Annotated in this window: 12 protein-coding genes; 11 read left to right on the top strand and 1 reads right to left on the bottom strand. The window is 57.8% G+C overall.

Going from position 1 to position 16,409, the window contains the following annotated elements:
• Positions 1-45: 45 nt before the first annotated feature.
• The 7 genes from CVU60_04860 (at position 46) to CVU60_04890 (ending at position 3,904) form a co-directional block, all read left to right on the top strand.
• Positions 46-1,182 (top strand): hypothetical protein, encoded by a 1,137-nt coding sequence (locus tag CVU60_04860; GenBank protein ID PKN42821.1) that lies wholly within the window; start codon positions 46-48, stop codon positions 1,180-1,182.
• Positions 1,183-1,539: 357 nt separating this feature from the next.
• Positions 1,540-1,800, top strand: a complete 261-nt coding sequence (locus tag CVU60_04865) for a hypothetical protein (protein PKN42695.1) — start codon at positions 1,540-1,542, stop codon at positions 1,798-1,800.
• A gap of 10 nt (positions 1,801-1,810) precedes the next feature.
• Complete coding sequence (locus tag CVU60_04870; protein PKN42696.1) at positions 1,811-2,032, top strand: cell envelope biogenesis protein OmpA; 222 nt, start codon at positions 1,811-1,813, stop codon at positions 2,030-2,032.
• Between the two features lie 35 nt (positions 2,033-2,067).
• Positions 2,068-2,643: a hypothetical protein gene (locus CVU60_04875; protein ID PKN42697.1), complete on the top strand. Its 576-nt coding sequence runs from the start codon at positions 2,068-2,070 to the stop codon at positions 2,641-2,643.
• Positions 2,644-2,719: 76 nt separating this feature from the next.
• Positions 2,720-2,875 carry a DUF3309 domain-containing protein gene (locus tag CVU60_04880; GenBank protein PKN42822.1) on the top strand — a complete coding sequence of 52 codons (156 nt, stop codon included), beginning with the start codon at positions 2,720-2,722 and terminating at the stop codon, positions 2,873-2,875.
• Between the two features lie 86 nt (positions 2,876-2,961).
• Positions 2,962-3,489 carry a hypothetical protein gene (locus CVU60_04885; protein ID PKN42698.1) on the top strand — a complete coding sequence of 176 codons (528 nt, stop codon included), beginning with the start codon at positions 2,962-2,964 and terminating at the stop codon, positions 3,487-3,489.
• Between the two features lie 100 nt (positions 3,490-3,589).
• Positions 3,590-3,904, top strand: coding sequence for a transporter (locus CVU60_04890; protein PKN42823.1), 315 nt, complete (start codon positions 3,590-3,592; stop codon positions 3,902-3,904).
• Positions 3,905-3,939: 35 nt separating this feature from the next.
• Here CVU60_04890 and CVU60_04895 read toward each other — a convergent pair whose 3' ends face one another.
• Positions 3,940-4,194, bottom strand: a complete 255-nt coding sequence (locus CVU60_04895) for a hypothetical protein (protein PKN42699.1) — start codon at positions 4,192-4,194, stop codon at positions 3,940-3,942.
• Positions 4,195-4,423: 229 nt separating this feature from the next.
• On the opposite strand from CVU60_04895, the gene CVU60_04900 reads away from it, so the two are divergent.
• The 4 genes from CVU60_04900 to CVU60_04915 all read left to right on the top strand — a co-directional run bounded on the left by CVU60_04900 (position 4,424) and on the right by CVU60_04915 (position 16,372).
• The gene (locus tag CVU60_04900; GenBank protein ID PKN42700.1) at positions 4,424-4,603 is read left to right on the top strand and encodes a CsbD family protein; all 180 of its coding nucleotides are present in this window, start codon (positions 4,424-4,426) and stop codon (positions 4,601-4,603) included.
• Between the two features lie 152 nt (positions 4,604-4,755).
• The gene (locus CVU60_04905) at positions 4,756-4,977 is read left to right on the top strand and encodes a DUF3185 domain-containing protein (GenBank protein ID PKN42701.1); all 222 of its coding nucleotides are present in this window, start codon (positions 4,756-4,758) and stop codon (positions 4,975-4,977) included.
• A gap of 390 nt (positions 4,978-5,367) precedes the next feature.
• Positions 5,368-7,485: a PAS domain-containing sensor histidine kinase gene (locus CVU60_04910; protein PKN42702.1), complete on the top strand. Its 2,118-nt coding sequence runs from the start codon at positions 5,368-5,370 to the stop codon at positions 7,483-7,485.
• Between the two features lie 136 nt (positions 7,486-7,621).
• The gene (locus CVU60_04915; protein PKN42703.1) at positions 7,622-16,372 is read left to right on the top strand and encodes a cyclic beta 1-2 glucan synthetase; all 8,751 of its coding nucleotides are present in this window, start codon (positions 7,622-7,624) and stop codon (positions 16,370-16,372) included.
• The last annotated feature ends 37 nt before the right edge of the window (positions 16,373-16,409 follow it).

The following is a 16,409-nucleotide window of genomic DNA, read 5'->3' on the forward strand; positions in this document are numbered from 1 at the left end:
AAAAAAGGAGGCAGAAACGTGTTACAGAACACAGTATCACCCACCATCGAATCTCTAGCCGAACTGACGGCGGCACATCAACCGCCATGCCTGTCCCTCTACCAACCGACACATCGTCACGGCCCCGAAAACAGACAGGATCTGATCAGATTCCGTAACCTGGTCAAGTCCATGGAGTCATCGCTCAGGACAAAATACCCCGAACCAGAGACCAGACACTTCCTGGAGCCGTTTGAAGCTCTCGGGCTTGATCGCGAATTCTGGAACAACACACTGGATGGACTGGTTGTCTTGAGTGGGGCGGGCGTGTTGCGGGTGTTCCGACTCAGGAGGTCGGTTCCCGAACTGGCCATCGTAGGCAACAGCTTTCACGTCAAGCCCTTGCGGCGTTTCATGCAATACGTCGGCCGCTACCAAATCCTCGGACTGAGCCTGACCAAAATCCAGCTCTTCGAGGGAGACCTGGGCACGCTGGAAGAGATCGAGCCCGCCCGGGGAGTTCCGCGGACACTCACCGAAGCTCTGGGCTCCGAGTTGACCGAGCCTCATCAAACGGTGGCCTCCTACGGCGGGGCTGGAGGAGGCGTCGGCCCCATGCGTCACGGCCAGGGCGGGAAAAAGGACGAGGGCGACAAGGACACGCAGCGTTTCTTCCGGGCCGTTGATCGCGCGGTACTTGAGCATCACTCGCGCCCCTCCGGTCTGCCGTTGCTCCTGGCCGCACTGCCGGAGCACCATCATCTCTTCCGGAGCATCAGCCACAACTCGTTCCTCATGGAGGAGGGCCTCGATCTCAACCCCTTCGTACTGACGTCATCCGAACTGCGCGAACGCGCGTGGGAACTGCTCGAACCCCAGTACCAGGCCTGGCTGGCCTCGCTGCGCGATGAATACGGAGAAGCGCAATCTCGGGGATTCGGCAGCGGCGACCTTGGAGAAGTTTTGAGAGGGGCCACCGACGGACGCGTGTCGAAGCTCATGATCGCATCCGATCGCGAGATTGCCGGTCGAATCCTGGGTGACACTGGCAAGTATGAACTCACGGGCATCAAGGAAGAGAACGCCGCTGATCTGCTCGACGATCTTGGTGAACTGGTGGACAGGATGGGGGGGCAGGTTCTGGTCATGCCTGCCGCGCAGATACCTGGCAAGACCGGTCTGGCAGCCACCTTCCGATACTGACCGGCTGGCTGTCGGGGAAACGCGCCAGACACCGCGTCCACCGAGAGCCAGCTGTCATATTTCGCAGATTCAGATCATATGATGGATCAAATGAACGGACTTACCACCCTATATATTCGACTCAATAATTTAAATAATTAATTCAGTATATTCATACAGTTAATTTATTGATATTCAACGGAACGCTTATTGCTCATATCATTACATCACCAATATATAACAAAAGAGGTGGATATGAAAATTCTCAGATACTTTTCCGTTTTCTTGCTCGCTGGACTTCTCTTTACTGGAACGTCTTCCTGTTTTGCCCAAGGCACAACAGCAACTCCATCTCCTGATGTCGATGGATATGTATGGATGAAGTCAACCGATCCCGAAAAAAAGGCATTCCTGTTCGGAGCAGGAACAGCCGTCGCCCTTGAATACCAGATGCGAGCAAAACGCGCGGAAGAACCGTCCAAGTTCATCAAAGGATGGATCGAGGCTTTTGACAACATGAGTTGGGCGGAAATGGCCTCCAGGCTCGACAATTATTACGAATCGAACCCTGACAAGGCAAACAGGCTGGTATTTGACGTGCTTTGGCATGAAATAATCAAGCCCAACCTCCAAAATTAAGGAACCGGATATGCAAAAAATACTTCTCTCCCTCATGATACTGTTACTTTTGAGCGCTTCCGCCTGCACAAACATGTCCCGCACGCAGCAGGGCGCATTGTCGGGCGGTGCCATCGGAGCCGGAGCGGGCCTTGGAATCAGCGCCCTGACTGGAGGCTCCCTGGGTGCCGGCGCCCTGATTGGAGGCGCGCTGGGCGGAGTCGCGGGCGGCATTTACGGCAATCAGAAATAATGACTTTCAACTGTGCAGCAAGCACTGGAGTTACCATGAACGGATTTATTGAAAAACACAGGCCGGGCATAACACACGGCATATTGCTGCTCGTAACGCTGGTGATGATGTGCATGACCGCAAGCGCCGCGCTGGCAAGAACAGCCGAAGAGATCGACACGCACGCCGACATGACGCTGCAGCGTTTTTACAAAGAGGTGAACGGCGGCAAGGAGATTGCCCAGGAAGCCAAGGCGCTTCTCATTATGTCTGACGTAACCAAGGCAGGCTTTGTTCTTGGCGGGACCTACGGCCAGGGAGCCCTGCGAGCAAACGGCAAGACCACCGGATACTACAATCTCATCGCCGGATCGTACGGGTTCACATTTGGCGCGGAACAGATGGACATCGTCCTCGCCTTCATGACCCAACAGGCGCTCGACGACTTCGTCAAGATTGAAGGCTGGGAGATCGGCGTCACCGGCAACGTCGCGTTCATAGATGTCGGCGGCGGCAAGAGACTGGACACCACTTCGCTCAAAGACCCTGTCGTGGCCTTTGTGTTCAGTCCTGAAGGGCTGATGGTCGATGCGTCCCTGAAGGGCGCAAAGTTCACGAAGCTCAACAAATAAGCTGTCACTTGCCGCACAAGGCAGGATCGTGTGCCCACAGGATGCGATCCCGCCCTGCCCGTGGAAGGAGAAAACAATCATGGGACTCATACTCATCATCATTCTTGTTCTCATATTCCTTGGAGCCTTGCCGACATGGCCCCACAGCAGGAGCTGGGGATATTACCCCAGCGGCGGGTTTGGGCTGATCCTTCTGATCGTGCTCATCCTGATGCTGATGGGAAGAATCTGAAGCACTGCCGGAGAATCTCTCCGACTTGGCCGCCAGTACCCGCATGGCGTTTTTTCCAGGAATTCCTGAAAATTTAGGGGACCACCATGAACACGCAACATTCGACCTACACAAAACTCAAATCGCTGATGGAAATGCTTGAAAGCAAGGACGGCCTGGTCCGTCAGAAGGCGCGGATAGCCCTGGTGGAACTGGACGGCCCCGCCGTCATCCCTCTCTCGGACGCACTGACGCACTCGAAGCTGGATCAGACCCGTTGGGGCGCCGCAAAGGCGCTTGGCGAAATCGTCGATGTCAGATCAATCCCCGCGTTGGTGAACGCACTCGAAGACAAGAATGCCGACGTGGCTTGGCTTGCGGGTGTAGCGCTGCGAAAATTCGAGAAGGCGGCCTGGAAGCTCCTGCTGCAGAAATTGATCGAAAGCGGAGTGGATTCCGTAAGGCTGCGCAACGGAACGCGCCATGTGTTCAGCAGCCAAAAAGAGGAAGGATTCAACGACCTGCTTGAGGAGCTCATGACTGCTCTCGAAGATGCGGCGCTCCCGGAAGCCGGAGCAATCGTCGCAACGGAAATCCTGAAACGCATGCGGATCGAGGACGTGGATGCAGCCTGAGAAATGTGATCAAGCACCCGATGCCCAACCCAGAACCGGTGCATCGCTTTATTCGAGTGCCGCGTACAACATGTTACCGAAGGACAATGGAAATCAGATGATGGAAAATTTCACGAATATTATCAAGATCGTAATGTGCATGCTGCTTTTGACATCACTTTTGAGCTGCGCTGGCACAAGCCAGAGGGAAAGCACCGGTCAGTATGTTGACGACTCCGCTATTACAGCCAAGGTCAAAGCAAGAATATTTGATGAAGACTCTTTGAAGTCAATGCAGATAACTGTGGTGACGTTCAAAGGAGACGTTCAGCTGAGTGGCTTTGTTGATTCCTCACATAATGTCATCAAAGCAGGAAAAATTGCCAGGAATGTTGCAGGCGTAAGATCCGTAAAAAACGATCTCGTGGTAAAATAAGATTTTTTTTTAATTGGCACATTCACTCTGCTCATTCAAACACGGAAAACGACTTGCTGCATGAGCCGCTTTTTCAGGTCCGACAGTTTCCTCGAAATTGCGACATATAGCCTTAATGACATGCTCATAATGCATCTCTGCCGTGGTTTGCGGGCTCTGTCCTCCATTCCTTGTACGATATCGTAGTCGCGAGTCGAAGACATCATCCAGGTTGCAAGAAGACCTGGAGGAAATTTTTTTGTGCTCGTATATTTAGAGCGACCAAAGGTGAAATCTTGCAGTAGCGCCATATGTGACGCTTTCAGCTTCTTTGCTTTTCCCGCATGATATCAGAAACAATATATTTTATTATTTATAATCAACTTGTTGCACAAAATAATAAAGCAATGCCAAGTTTGGCACATTCATTGCGATACACTAATTACCCTCTGGAAACGTGTCGCCTCCCATTTCAATAAAAGTGCGAGGTTGTGAAAGAGCTGAAATATTTTGAATTTTTAACAAAAAAAGGAGAGGTGAATGAAGTCCAGCACAATAAATCAGGCGAAAGGCGTTTTCCATGAAGCCAAAGGCAATATCAAAAAAACCGTCGGAAAGATTATCGACAACCCATCCCTAGAGACCGAGGGGCTAGTGGAAAAAATTGCAGACAAGGCACAGAAAAAAATAGGACAGGTGGAAAAAGTTCTGGACGAATAACAGTCAAACACAGCTTCCTTTCTCCTGTTGACCATCCTGCGCGAGTACGAAGCATGCCGATATAAACAGCAATGCCCGGAGCACGTTAGTTCTCCGGGCATCCAAATACCATAAAATTTGATCATACAGCCTCACGGCAAACAGGAGTGGTCATGAAAACGTTAAGCATAGTCGGAATACTACTGATTGTCCTTGGAATCGCAACCTTTGCTTACCAGGGTATAACCTACACGACCCAGGAAAAAGTCGTTGACCTTGGACCTCTCCAGATGACGGCTGAAAAAACACGGACAATTCCTCTGCCCCCCATCATGGGCGCAATCGCCCTGGCGGGGGGAATCGCCCTGCTTATTGTTGGAAAGAGAAACTCCTGAAGAGAGAAGAACTGAGTTACAATAATATATATGCACACATTCTTACATTTTAATAAATAAGTGAGCAAAAAATTTTTTATACAATTGCTATAATTCTAGTAATTTTATGGCTTCTTGGGATTGTAAGTGGTTATACAATTGGATCATTCATACACATACTTCTTGTTATTGCTGTTATCATAATTTTAGTAAATATAATTCAAGGAAGGAGAATACTTTAGATTTATACAAATAAAATTTTTAATTACATCATAGATAACTCGCAATATTTTATGAAGTACAATGCAAATTCCAGCAGTTGCGATAATTTCCATCACGGGCTGCAAGCAGACGCTTTTACCTAAACCTAAAGCCGGCTCGTGAGAGAGCCTACCTAGGTGGAGATGTTTTATGAAGAGCCGTATCAATCAATCCGGAAATCTGGACCTGCTTCGCAGAAAGGCTGAAGAAATCAGCCGGAAGAGCGAAGCCGGTTCGCCGGAGAGCCATGCCGACGACCCTATCGGAGATGCCTCATGGATGGTCCATGAGCTGCACGTTCACAAAATCGAGCTCGAGATGCAGAATGAGGAATTACACAGGACGCATGAAGATCTTGAAAAAGAGCACGAGCAATATCTGGATCTCTACGACTTTGCTCCAGTTGGATATTGCACCATCTCGGAACAGGGACAGGTCATGGCAACCAATCTCACAGCCACGACAATGCTCGGCATGACCCGAAACAATCTCGTTGGCCAGCACATAAACCGCTTCATCCGTGATGAGGAACAGCACACCTTCTCCCGCAACATACGACAACTTTTTGCAACCGGGGAAGCACAGGACTGCGAACTGGGCATGAAGAAATCTGACGGGACCGACTTTTGGGCCAGCCTCAAGGCGGTCTTGAAGCTGGACATGAACATCCCCGCCTGCCGCATCATCATAAGCGACAGCAGTGACAGGAAAAAAGCCGAGAAGGCGCTGGCCGAGAGCGAACTGCATTTCAGAAACCTGGCCAACTGCGGCCAGGCGCTGATCTGGACTTCCGGAGTAGACAAGCTGTGCGACTATTTCAACGAACCCTGGCTCACCTTCACCGGACGCACTCTGGAGCAGGAGCTCGGCAACGGCTGGCTCCAAGGAGTCCATGCGGAGGATTTTGATCGTTGCATGGCCACCTATGTCTCGGCCTTTGACCGGCGCGAACCTTTCAGCATGGAGTACCGCCTGCGCCATGCCGACGGCGAATACCGCTGGCTGGTCGATCAGGGCACGCCACGCTTCGACTCCGGGGGTGCGTTCGCCGGGTACATCGGCCATTGTCTGGACATCACCTCCCGCAAGCACATGGAAGAGGTGCTCCTGGCCACAAAAAAGGCGGCTGAATCGGCGAATATGGCCAAGAGCGCTTTTCTGGCCAACATGAGTCACGAAATCAGAACCCCGCTAAACGGACTGCTGGGCATGATGCAGTTGCTCGAATTCACGGAGACAAACGACGAACAGCGCATGTACATTGAGATGGCCATCCGCTCCGGGGGCAGACTTACCCGCCTCTTGAGCGACATTCTCGACCTTTCCCGCATCGAGGCCGGCCGGATGCCGTTAGGCGAGCAGCCGTTCAGCCTGTCCGAAACGTATGCCGCCATTACCGAAAGTTTTGGCCCGCTGAGCATTCAGAAGAGTCTGCCTGTTCGCATCGACGTCGCGCCGGACGCGCCCTCGGATGTGTTCGGGGATGAGGTCCGCGTACGTCAGGTACTGTTCAATCTCGTCGGCAACGCCATGAAGTTTTGCGACCAGGGAGAGGTCAGGCTCGAGGTGTCGACGCTGCTTCCCATGCCGCCGGATACCGTTCGCATGCTGTTCTGCGTTTCTGATACGGGAGCGGGGATGAGCGATACGACGATCGAAACTTTGGGTTCCCCTTTTACCCAGGCCAGTAACGGCTTCAGCCGCAAGCATCAGGGCGCAGGGCTTGGAATCTCCATATGCAAGCGCCTTGTTTCCGCGATGGGAGGGACTCTGACCTTTGAGAGTGCGCCGGAGCAGGGGACCAGCGCCTACCTGATGCTCCCCTTCAGGCAGAGAGAGTATTCAATGCTCCCGGATCAGTCTGCCGCCGACTCCGTCTCGCCCTCGCTCCGAATTCTGCTTGTTGAAGACGACGAAACCAGCCGCGTGGCTGAAATGGAGATGCTCAAAAGGATGGGCCACTCCGTGCAGACGGCGAACAACGGGATCGAGGCACTCAGTTGCATGCGTCAGAACACCTTTGATTGCGTGCTGATGGATGTGCAGATGGAGGTCATGGATGGCCTTGAGGCCACCAGGAAAATCAGAACGGACGTCTCCAGTTTTTTTGACCCCACAATCCCCATTGTCGCCATGACGGCATCTGCCATGTCTGGCGATCGAGAGCGGTTCATGATGGCCGGCATGGATGACTACATCTCAAAACCATTCGAACTCAACAATCTTACGGAAGTGCTGGGCGGCATTGACGTCAACGACAGCAAATGACCGGGACCGCCCCGCCTGCACGTCAAACCATGCCTTCGCTACTTTGCTGAAGACAGCGTGCGGTCTTATAAATTTCAACCAGTCTGCAGCCAGGGCAAATCTCATGCTTTCGCTCTAACCCAAGGAGACCACGCGCATGAAGATGAGCAGCAACACAGGCAAGGGCGCCAGTCCACGATTCTGGACGCGTCTGACCGGACGTGGAGCATCCTTGAAAAGTCTCGAAGAGGAGCTTCCCCTCCGGGCGGAACTCTTCAGCGCGGCCCAGATGGAGCTGCACGGCAAGATTCTGGCCAATATGCACCAACTCAGAGGCAAACGCACGCAGGACCGCCTCCTGTCGCGACTGGCCGAAAACGAAAAGGTGTTGCGGGATGTACACCGCCTGCTGACGGAAGACGTCAAGGAAGACCGGCGCATGACTCCGGCCGGGGAATGGCTGCTCGACAACTTCTATGTGATCGAAGAGCAGATCCGCATCGCCGCCAAGCACCTGCCCAAGGGCTACAGCCGTGAACTGCCGCAATTGCGTGGCGGGCAGTCGGCCGGCCTTCCGCGCGTGTACGACCTCGCCCTGGAGGCGATCTCGCACGGCGATGGCCGCGTGGACCCGGAGTATCTGAGTCGCTTCGTGGCCGCCTACCAGAGCGTGACGTCCCTGAAACTCGGCGAACTGTGGGCCATTCCCATCATGCTGCGCCTGGCCCTGATCGAAAACCTGCGCCGTGTTGCGGCCCGCCTCGCCGCACGAAGGACAGACCGCAGCAACGCCGATTATTGGGCCGATCTGATGACCGAGGTGGCCACCACCGATCCCAAGAGCCTGATCCTGACCATCGCCGACATGGCCAGATCCGATCCGCCCATGGACAGTTCCTTTGTCGCGGAGCTGACCCGTCGTCTGCAGGGCCAGGGACCGGCGCAATCCCTGCCGCTATCGTGGATTGAACGCCGTCTGTCCGAATCCGGCCAGACCATCGATCAGCTGGTGCGCCTGGAAAACCAGCAGCAGGCCTCCGACCAGATCTCCATCAGCAACAGCATCGGCAGTCTGCGCTCCCTGAACGCCACGAACTGGAACGACTTTGTCGAATCCTTGAGCACGGTCGAGGGCATTCTTGGGGAAGATCCCGTTTCCATCTACGGCAAGATGAATTTCTTCACCCGGGACCGATATCGCCATATTATTGAAAAAATAGCAAAAAAATGCCCTCATGCCGAACCTGAAGTGGCACGCAGAGCGCTCGAACTGGCGCGGGAAGGCGCAGCTTCACAGAATGAAGAGCGCAAGTGCCACGTAGGATACTATCTGGTCGGAGACGGACTGGCTCAGCTTGAGCGACTGGTTCAGATGCGCCGGTCGCCCATTGCGATGTTGCGCGATCCCGGTCGGCGATTATTCGTCCACGGCGGCGGCATCGTGCTCCTGACGATCATGCTGACCGCATTCCTTGGGCTCAAAGCCCATGGTGACGGACTTGGCGGCTGGCAACTCGGTCTTTTCTGCCTACTCCTTGTGCTCTGCTGCAGCCATCTGGCGGTATCGCTTGCCAATTGGCTGGCCACGCTCCTTGGCAATCCGCACCTGTTGCCGCGCATGGACTTTTCCAAGGGGATTCCGCCCGAGGCACGGACCCTGGTCGTGGTTCCGACGATGCTCACCAACACACGCGGCACCGAGGAACTGATCAACGATCTCGAAGTCCGATTTCTGGGGAACCGTGACCGGCACCTCCATTTTGCTCTGCTCACGGACTTGGCCGACGCAGCCCTGGAAACTCTGCCTGAAGACAAGGAACTGGTCAGGCAGGCCCATGACATGATCGAGGCGCTGAACGCCAAGTACCCGAACGATGCGGGCGGCACCTTCTTCCTGCTGCATCGTCCGCGCAACTTCAACCCCGCCGAGCGGACATGGATGGGTTTTGAGCGCAAGCGCGGTAAACTCGGGGACCTGAATGCCCTGCTCAGCGGGGGAACAAAAAATGCGACGGACCGCTTCGCGCTCATCGTTGGCGACACTTCCATTTTGCCGGACATCAGATTCGTCATCACCCTGGACACGGACACGCAACTGGCCCGCGACTCGGCGCGCAAGTTCGTTGGCGCCATGACCCATCCGCTCAATCGAGCCCGCTACGACCCGGCGCGCAGCCGCGTCGTGGCCGGCTACGGCATCCTGCAGCCACGGGTTGCGGTCAGCCTGCCCGACGCGAACCGTTCGAGATATGCACGGATGTGCGCCAGCGAGGTCGGCATCGACCCCTACACCAGCGCCGTCTCCGACGTATATCAGGACATGTTCGGCGAAGGTTCGTTCATCGGCAAAGGCATCTACGACGTGGACGTCTTCAGGCAGGCCCTAGCGGGCCGCTTTCCAGACAACAGGATTCTGAGCCACGATCTCCTGGAAGGCTGCTATGCGCGGGCCGGGCTTTTGAGCGATGTGGAACTGTATGAGCAGTATCCGTCCCGCTACAGCGAGGACGTGGCCCGCAGGCATCGCTGGATCCGGGGCGATTGGCAGATCGCCCGTTGGCTGATGCCCAGGGTTCCCGGCGTGGACGGGCGTCTGTACAAAAATCCCATCTCCATGCTGTCACAATGGAAGATTCTCGACAACCTGCGGCGGAGCCTGAGCGCAGCGTCCCTTGTCCTGCTTCTGATCCTGGGCTGGACGGTCCTGCCCGCCGCACTTTTCTGGACCACGGTGGTGCTCGGCATCATTCTGGTTCCGAGCCTGGTAGACTCGCTCTCAAACGCATTCAAGAAACCCGATGACGTATCCCCGTGGCAGCACCTCGCCGCATCGGCTGGTCTGGCCCGCCAGCATCTTGGGCGCGCAATCTTCACCCTTGTCTGCCTGCCCTACGAGGCCTTCTTCAGCCTGGACGCGATCCTGCGCACCATCTGGAGGATGCTGGTCACGCATCGGCGCCTGCTGGAATGGAACCCTTCAGGCAACGCCCCAAGAGGCCCCGTCGGTTTCGTCAGCTCCTTGCGGGCCATGTGGATCGGGCCGCTTCTGGCCATCGGCATGGCAGTCACGCTTGCCGGGTCGGCGCCACAGGTGCTGCCGGTGGCCGGGACACTGCTCGCGCTCTGGCTGTTCTCCCCGGCCGTGGTCTGGTGGATCAGCCGCCCCATCCCTCGCCGCCGGGACACCCTGACCAGGGAACAGACCCTCTTTCTGCGCAGGACGGCCCGCAAGACCTGGGCCTTCTTCGAAACATTCGTGGGCCCCGAGGACCAGTGGCTCCCTCCCGACAATTTTCAGGAGCACCCCGCACCCGTGGTGGCGCACCGCACCTCTCCCACCAACATGGGCCTTGCGCTGCTGGCCAACCTGTCTGCGCTCGACTTCGGGATCATCTCGACCGGAAAATTCCTGGACCGGACCATGAAAACGCTGCGCACCATGAGCACGCTTGAGCGGTATCGCGGTCATTTCTACAACTGGTACGACACACTGACCCTGGCCCCGCTGCCTCCGCGCTACATCTCCTCCGTGGATAGCGGCAACCTGGCCGGGCACCTGTTGACCTTGAAACCGGGCCTGCTCGAACTCCAGAACCGCAAGATCCTGGAACCGCGCACGTTCGAGAGCCTGCGCGACACCCTGGGCATCCTGGAAGACACCCTGAAGCCTCTTCCGAAAGCGGCCGTGGACCCGCTCGCCAGCCTCAAACTCGAACTGAGCGCAGCACTGCGCCCCGAACCGGCGACCCTGGTCGCTTCAAGGCAGCGCCTCGAACGGCTGGCGGCATCGGCCGCGGTCCTGATCGAGAGCCTGGACGCCTCGGACACGGATCCAGACTCAAGCGAACGCTGGTGGGCGGAGACCTTTGCCCAGCAATGCGGCGATGCGCTGGCGGAACTGACCAATCTTGCTCCATGGACGGAGCTCGCCATTGTGCGCAGAAACCTGCCGGATCTTCCCGTTCTTGACCGGATCCCGACCTTGAGCGAACTGACAGCCCTGGCCGCGGCAATACTGCCGGACCTGGTGCGACGGCAGGAAACGGCAAACACCTCAGACTACAACGACTGGAGTGAACTCCAAAGCCGCATCGTCAAGGCCGGCCAACACGCCGAGGCACGGATCAGGACCAGCGAGCGCCTTGCCCTGCAATGCAGCGGACTGGCCCAGATGGAATTCGGCTTCCTGTGCGACGCGGCGAGCCATCTGCTGGCTATCGGCTACAATGTCTCTGAATGTCGAAGGGACAACAGCTTCTACGATCTTCTGGCCTCGGAAGCGCGCCTGGCCACCTTCGTGGCCATTGCCCAGGGACAGATCCCGCAGGAGAGCTGGTTCGCGCTGGGACGCCTCCTGACCACCGCCGGGGGCGAGCCGGTCCTGTTGTCCTGGAGCGGCTCCATGTTTGAATATCTGATGCCGATGCTGGTCATGCCCACCTTCGACTCAACTCTTCTTGACCAGACCTGCAGCGCCTCGGTGGCCAGACAGATCGAATACGGCAGGAAGCGCTCCGTGCCCTGGGGCATTTCGGAATGCGGCTACAATGCCATCGACGTGCACCAGAACTATCAATACCGGGCCTTCGGCGTGCCGGGACTTGGGCTCAAGCGCGGTCTCGCCGAGGATCTGGTCGTCGCGCCCTACGCCTCGGCCCTGGCGCTCATGGTCGCGCCGGGTGAAGCATGCCGGAACCTCATCCGGCTTGCGGGCGAAGGTTTTGACACCAGATACGGCTTCTACGAGGCCATCGACTACACCCCCTCGCGCCTGCCACGCGGCCAATCAAACGCCGTGGTCCGTTCCTTCATGGCCCATCATCAGGGCATGAGCCTGCTCTCCATGGCTCACCTGCTGCTTGATCGCCCCATGCAGAAGCGATTTGCTTCCGACCCGCAGTTCCAGGCAACCATGCTGCTTCTGCAGGAGCGCATCCCCAAGACCACCGCCTTCTATGCGCACACTTCCGAGCTGTCCGAGCTCCAGATGGACTCGGACAACGGGGGCGCGCATATCCGCGTGTTCTCACGTCCGGACACGCCCGCCCCGGAAGTGCAGCTGCTCTCCAACGGCCGCTATCACGTCATGGTCACCAATGCCGGCGGCGGCTACAGCCGCTGGAAGGATCTGGCCGTGACCAGATGGCGCGAAGACCGCACCTGCGACAACTGGGGCACGTTCTGTTTTCTGCGTGATCTGGACAGCCGGGAATATTGGTCCACGGCATACCAGCCGACACGCAAACAGGCGCAGCGCTACGAGGCCATCTTCTCCGAAGGACGGGCCGAATTCCGCGTGCAGGACCACAATTACGACACCCGCACGGAAATCACGGTGTCACCCGAAGACGACATCGAGCTGCGCCGGGTGCGCATCACCAACCGCGCCCGGAACCGCCGGACCCTCGATCTGACCAGTTACGCCGAGGTGATCCTGGCCAGCTCCGCTTCCGACGACCTGCACCCCGCGTTCAGCAACCTTTTTGTCCAGACCGAGATCATCCCTGCCCAGCAGGCCATCCTCTGCACCAGACGGCCGCGCTCCCAGGGAGAAAAGCCGCCCTGGATGCTGCACATGATGATCATGCACGATATGCGTCCCGTCGACATCTCCTATGAAACGGACCGCATGCAGTTCATCGGACGCGAAAACACCGTGGCCGACCCGCTGGCCATGAGCTGCAAAGGCGAGTATTTCTCCGGCGCGCTCTCGGGCAGCGAGGGCTCCGTTCTGGACCCCATTGTCTCCATCCGCTGCCGCATCATTCTTGAGCCTGAAGAATCGGTGACGCTCAACATCATCTCCGGCATCGGCGAAACCCGGGAAGAAGTCGTGCAACTGGTTGAAAAATACCAGGACCGCCGCATCGCGGACAGGGTCTTCGACCTGGCCTGGACGCACGGCCAGGTGCTGTTGCGGCAGCTCAACGCTTCCGAGGCGGACGCCCAGCTCTATGGGCGGCTTGCGGGATCGATCATTTACGCCAATGCGGCGCTGCGGGCCGAGCCGGGCATTCTCGCCAAGAACAGCCGGGGGCAGTCAGGACTCTGGAGCCACGCGATTTCCGGGGATTTGCCCATTGTTCTACTCCAGATTCAGGACACCGCCAATATTGAGCTGGTCCGCCAGCTGGTCCAGGCCCACGCCTACTGGCGCCTCAAAGGGCTGAAAGTCGACCTGGTCATCTGGAACGAGGATCAGACCGGATACAGGCAGGTCCTCAATGACCAGATCATGGGCCTCGTCGCGGCGGGGGTCGGATCCGGCGGAACCGATCAGCCCGGCGGAATATTCGTACGCTCGGCCAACCGCTTCGCGGAAGAGGACCGCATCCTGATCCAGTCGGTCGCGCGCGTAATCCTTTCCGACACCCTTGGAACCCTGGCGCAGCAGATTGACGGCCGCACGTTGCCCCGAACCAAAATTCCCCTGCTGGTGCCAAGCAGGACACATCGCTCCGAGCCCTTGCCGTCGGCACCGCAGCCCCGCCACGACCTGACCTTTTTCAACGGTTTGGGCGGATTCACCCCGGACGGGCGCGAGTATGTCATCACCACCGCCCAGGATCTGGCCACACCCGCACCCTGGGTCAACGTGCTGGCAAACCCCCTCTTCGGGAGCGTTGTCTCCGAGTGCGGCAGCTCCTGCACCTGGAACGAAAACGCCCACGAATTCCGCCTCACGCCCTGGGACAACGATCCGGTCACGAACGAGGGAGGGGAAGCCTTCTACCTGCGTGATGAGGAACGCGGTCATTACTGGTCGCCCACGCCACAGCCCTGTCGCGGGGCGGAGCCTTATGTCAGCAGGCACGGTTTCGGATACAGCGTCTTCGAGCATACCGAACGGGGAATCCGCTCGGAACTCATGGTCTATGTCGCCCTCGACGCGCCGATCAAGTTCTCGGTCCTGAAAGTGTCCAACGTTTCCGAACGCTCGCGGCGCATCTCCGCCACCGGCTATGTGGAATGGGTGCTCGGCGACCTGCGTCCCAAATCCGCTTTTCACGTGATCACACAAATCGACCAGCACAGCGGGGCCATTTTGGCACGCAATGCCTACAACCCCGAATTCGGAAGCCGGACGGCTTTTTTCGACGTGGACGACGTACTGCGCACGGTCACTGCCGACCGCACGGAATTTCTGGGCCGCAACGGCTCGCTCCGATCGCCCGCCGCCATGACCCGCACAAGGCTCTCCGGCAAGACGGGAACGGCCATGGACTCCTGCGCCGCGATCCAGGTCAGTTTCGAACTCGAAGTCGGAGAGGAGCGGGAGATCATTTTCAAGCTGGGCGTGGGAACTGACGCCGCAGACGCGCAAAAAATCATCCATCGTTTCAGGGGAGCACCCGCAGCGCGGCAAGCCCTCGACAATGTCTGGCAGCACTGGGCCCATACCCTTGGGGCCATCCATGTCGAGACTCCGGACCAATCGCTCAACGTGCTCGTCAACGGCTGGCTCGTCTACCAGACCCTGGCCTGCCGCCTCTGGGCACGTAGCGCCACCTACCAGTCGGGAGGGGCGTTCGGTTTCCGCGACCAGCTCCAGGACGTCATGGCCCTCATCCATGCGAGGCCGGGCCTGGTCCGCGAGCACCTGCTGCTCTGCGCCTCCCGGCAGTTCGAGGAAGGCGACGTGCAGCACTGGTGGCATCCGCCCCTGGGCCGGGGCGTACGCACCAAATGTTCGGACGATTTCCTGTGGTTGCCGCTGGCGACGTGCCGCTATGTCGCCGCCATCGGAGACACCGGCGTCCTGGATGAAAACGTCCCGTTCCTGCGCATGCGCGCGCTGGGTGCCGACGAGGAATCCTGCTATGACCTGCCCGAACGATCGGACCAGAGCGCGAGCCTCTACGACCACTGCGTGCGGGCCATCCACCACGGCTTGCGTTTTGGCGCGCACGGCCTGCCGCTCATCGGCTCCGGCGACTGGAACGACGGCATGAATCTGGTGGGAGAGCACGGAAAAGGCGAAAGCGTCTGGCTGGGCTTCTTCCTCCATCACGTGCTGGAAACTTTTGCCCCGCTGGCGCACACACGAGGGGACGTCACCTTTGCCGAGCAATGCCGGCAGGAAGCCGCCACGTTAAGCCGCAACATCGAAGCGGGCGGCTGGGATGGACAGTGGTATCGACGAGCGTACTTCGACGACGGGACGCCGCTGGGTTCATCAAACAATGTAGAATGCCGCATCGACTCCATCGCCCAGAGCTGGTCCGTCCTCTCGGGAGCGGGAGATCCGAAACGTGCGCGCACGGCCATGCAGTCTCTGGACAGACATCTCGTTCGCCGCGAACATGGACTGGTCCAGTTGCTGGACCCGCCTTTCGACACCTCCGAACTCACCCCCGGCTACATCAAGGGCTATGTGCCTGGGGTGCGCGAAAACGGGGGGCAGTACACGCACGCCGCCATCTGGGCTGCCATGGCCTTTGCCCGACAAGGGGATACGACGCGCGCCTGGGAGATTTTCGACATGATCAACCCGATCAACCACGCCCGCACCCCCGAAGCGACGGCCCTGTACAAGGGCGAGCCCTACGTCGTCGCCGCCGATGTCTATGGCGCGCCGCCGCATACGGGCCGGGGAGGCTGGACATGGTACACGGGCTCGGCCGCCTGGATGTACCGACTCATCGTGGAATCGCTGCTGGGCCTGAGTCTCGAAGTGGACAGACTGCGCATTGCCCCCTGCCTCCACCCGCAATGGAAGGAATTCACAGTGCACTACCGTTTCCGAGACACGGTCTATCACATCAGCGTGTCGCGGCATCACGAGAAGAAAAACGGCACGCTCCTGATCCTGGATGGCGCTGAGCAGACAGGACAGACCATTTCCCTGGTGGACGACCATCTGGAACACTGGATCAAGGTGCGCATGGACGCGAAGTACGTTGAATAGTCGGCTTCGCCAAGAGCATCATTGCAGAGAACGTGAA

It is taken from the genome of Deltaproteobacteria bacterium HGW-Deltaproteobacteria-18 (assembly GCA_002841885.1).
Classification (GTDB): domain Bacteria; phylum Desulfobacterota; class Desulfovibrionia; order Desulfovibrionales; family Desulfomicrobiaceae; genus Desulfomicrobium.

Excerpts from the sequence above, each read along its gene's own strand:
- CVU60_04865 (PKN42695.1), top strand. The coding sequence starts at position 1,540 with ATGAAGTCAACCGATCCCGAAAAAAAGGCATTCCTGTTCGGAGCAGGA.
- CVU60_04870 (PKN42696.1), top strand. The coding sequence starts at position 1,811 with ATGCAAAAAATACTTCTCTCCCTCATGATACTGTTACTTTTGAGCGCT.
- CVU60_04875 (PKN42697.1), top strand. The coding sequence starts at position 2,068 with ATGAACGGATTTATTGAAAAACACAGGCCGGGCATAACACACGGCATA.
- CVU60_04885 (PKN42698.1), top strand. The coding sequence starts at position 2,962 with ATGAACACGCAACATTCGACCTACACAAAACTCAAATCGCTGATGGAA.
- CVU60_04890 (PKN42823.1), top strand. The coding sequence starts at position 3,590 with ATGGAAAATTTCACGAATATTATCAAGATCGTAATGTGCATGCTGCTT.
- CVU60_04895 (PKN42699.1), bottom strand. The coding sequence starts at position 4,194 with ATGGCGCTACTGCAAGATTTCACCTTTGGTCGCTCTAAATATACGAGC.
- CVU60_04900 (PKN42700.1), top strand. The coding sequence starts at position 4,424 with ATGAAGTCCAGCACAATAAATCAGGCGAAAGGCGTTTTCCATGAAGCC.
- CVU60_04905 (PKN42701.1), top strand. The coding sequence starts at position 4,756 with ATGAAAACGTTAAGCATAGTCGGAATACTACTGATTGTCCTTGGAATC.
- CVU60_04910 (PKN42702.1), top strand. The coding sequence starts at position 5,368 with ATGAAGAGCCGTATCAATCAATCCGGAAATCTGGACCTGCTTCGCAGA.
- CVU60_04915 (PKN42703.1), top strand. The coding sequence starts at position 7,622 with ATGAAGATGAGCAGCAACACAGGCAAGGGCGCCAGTCCACGATTCTGG.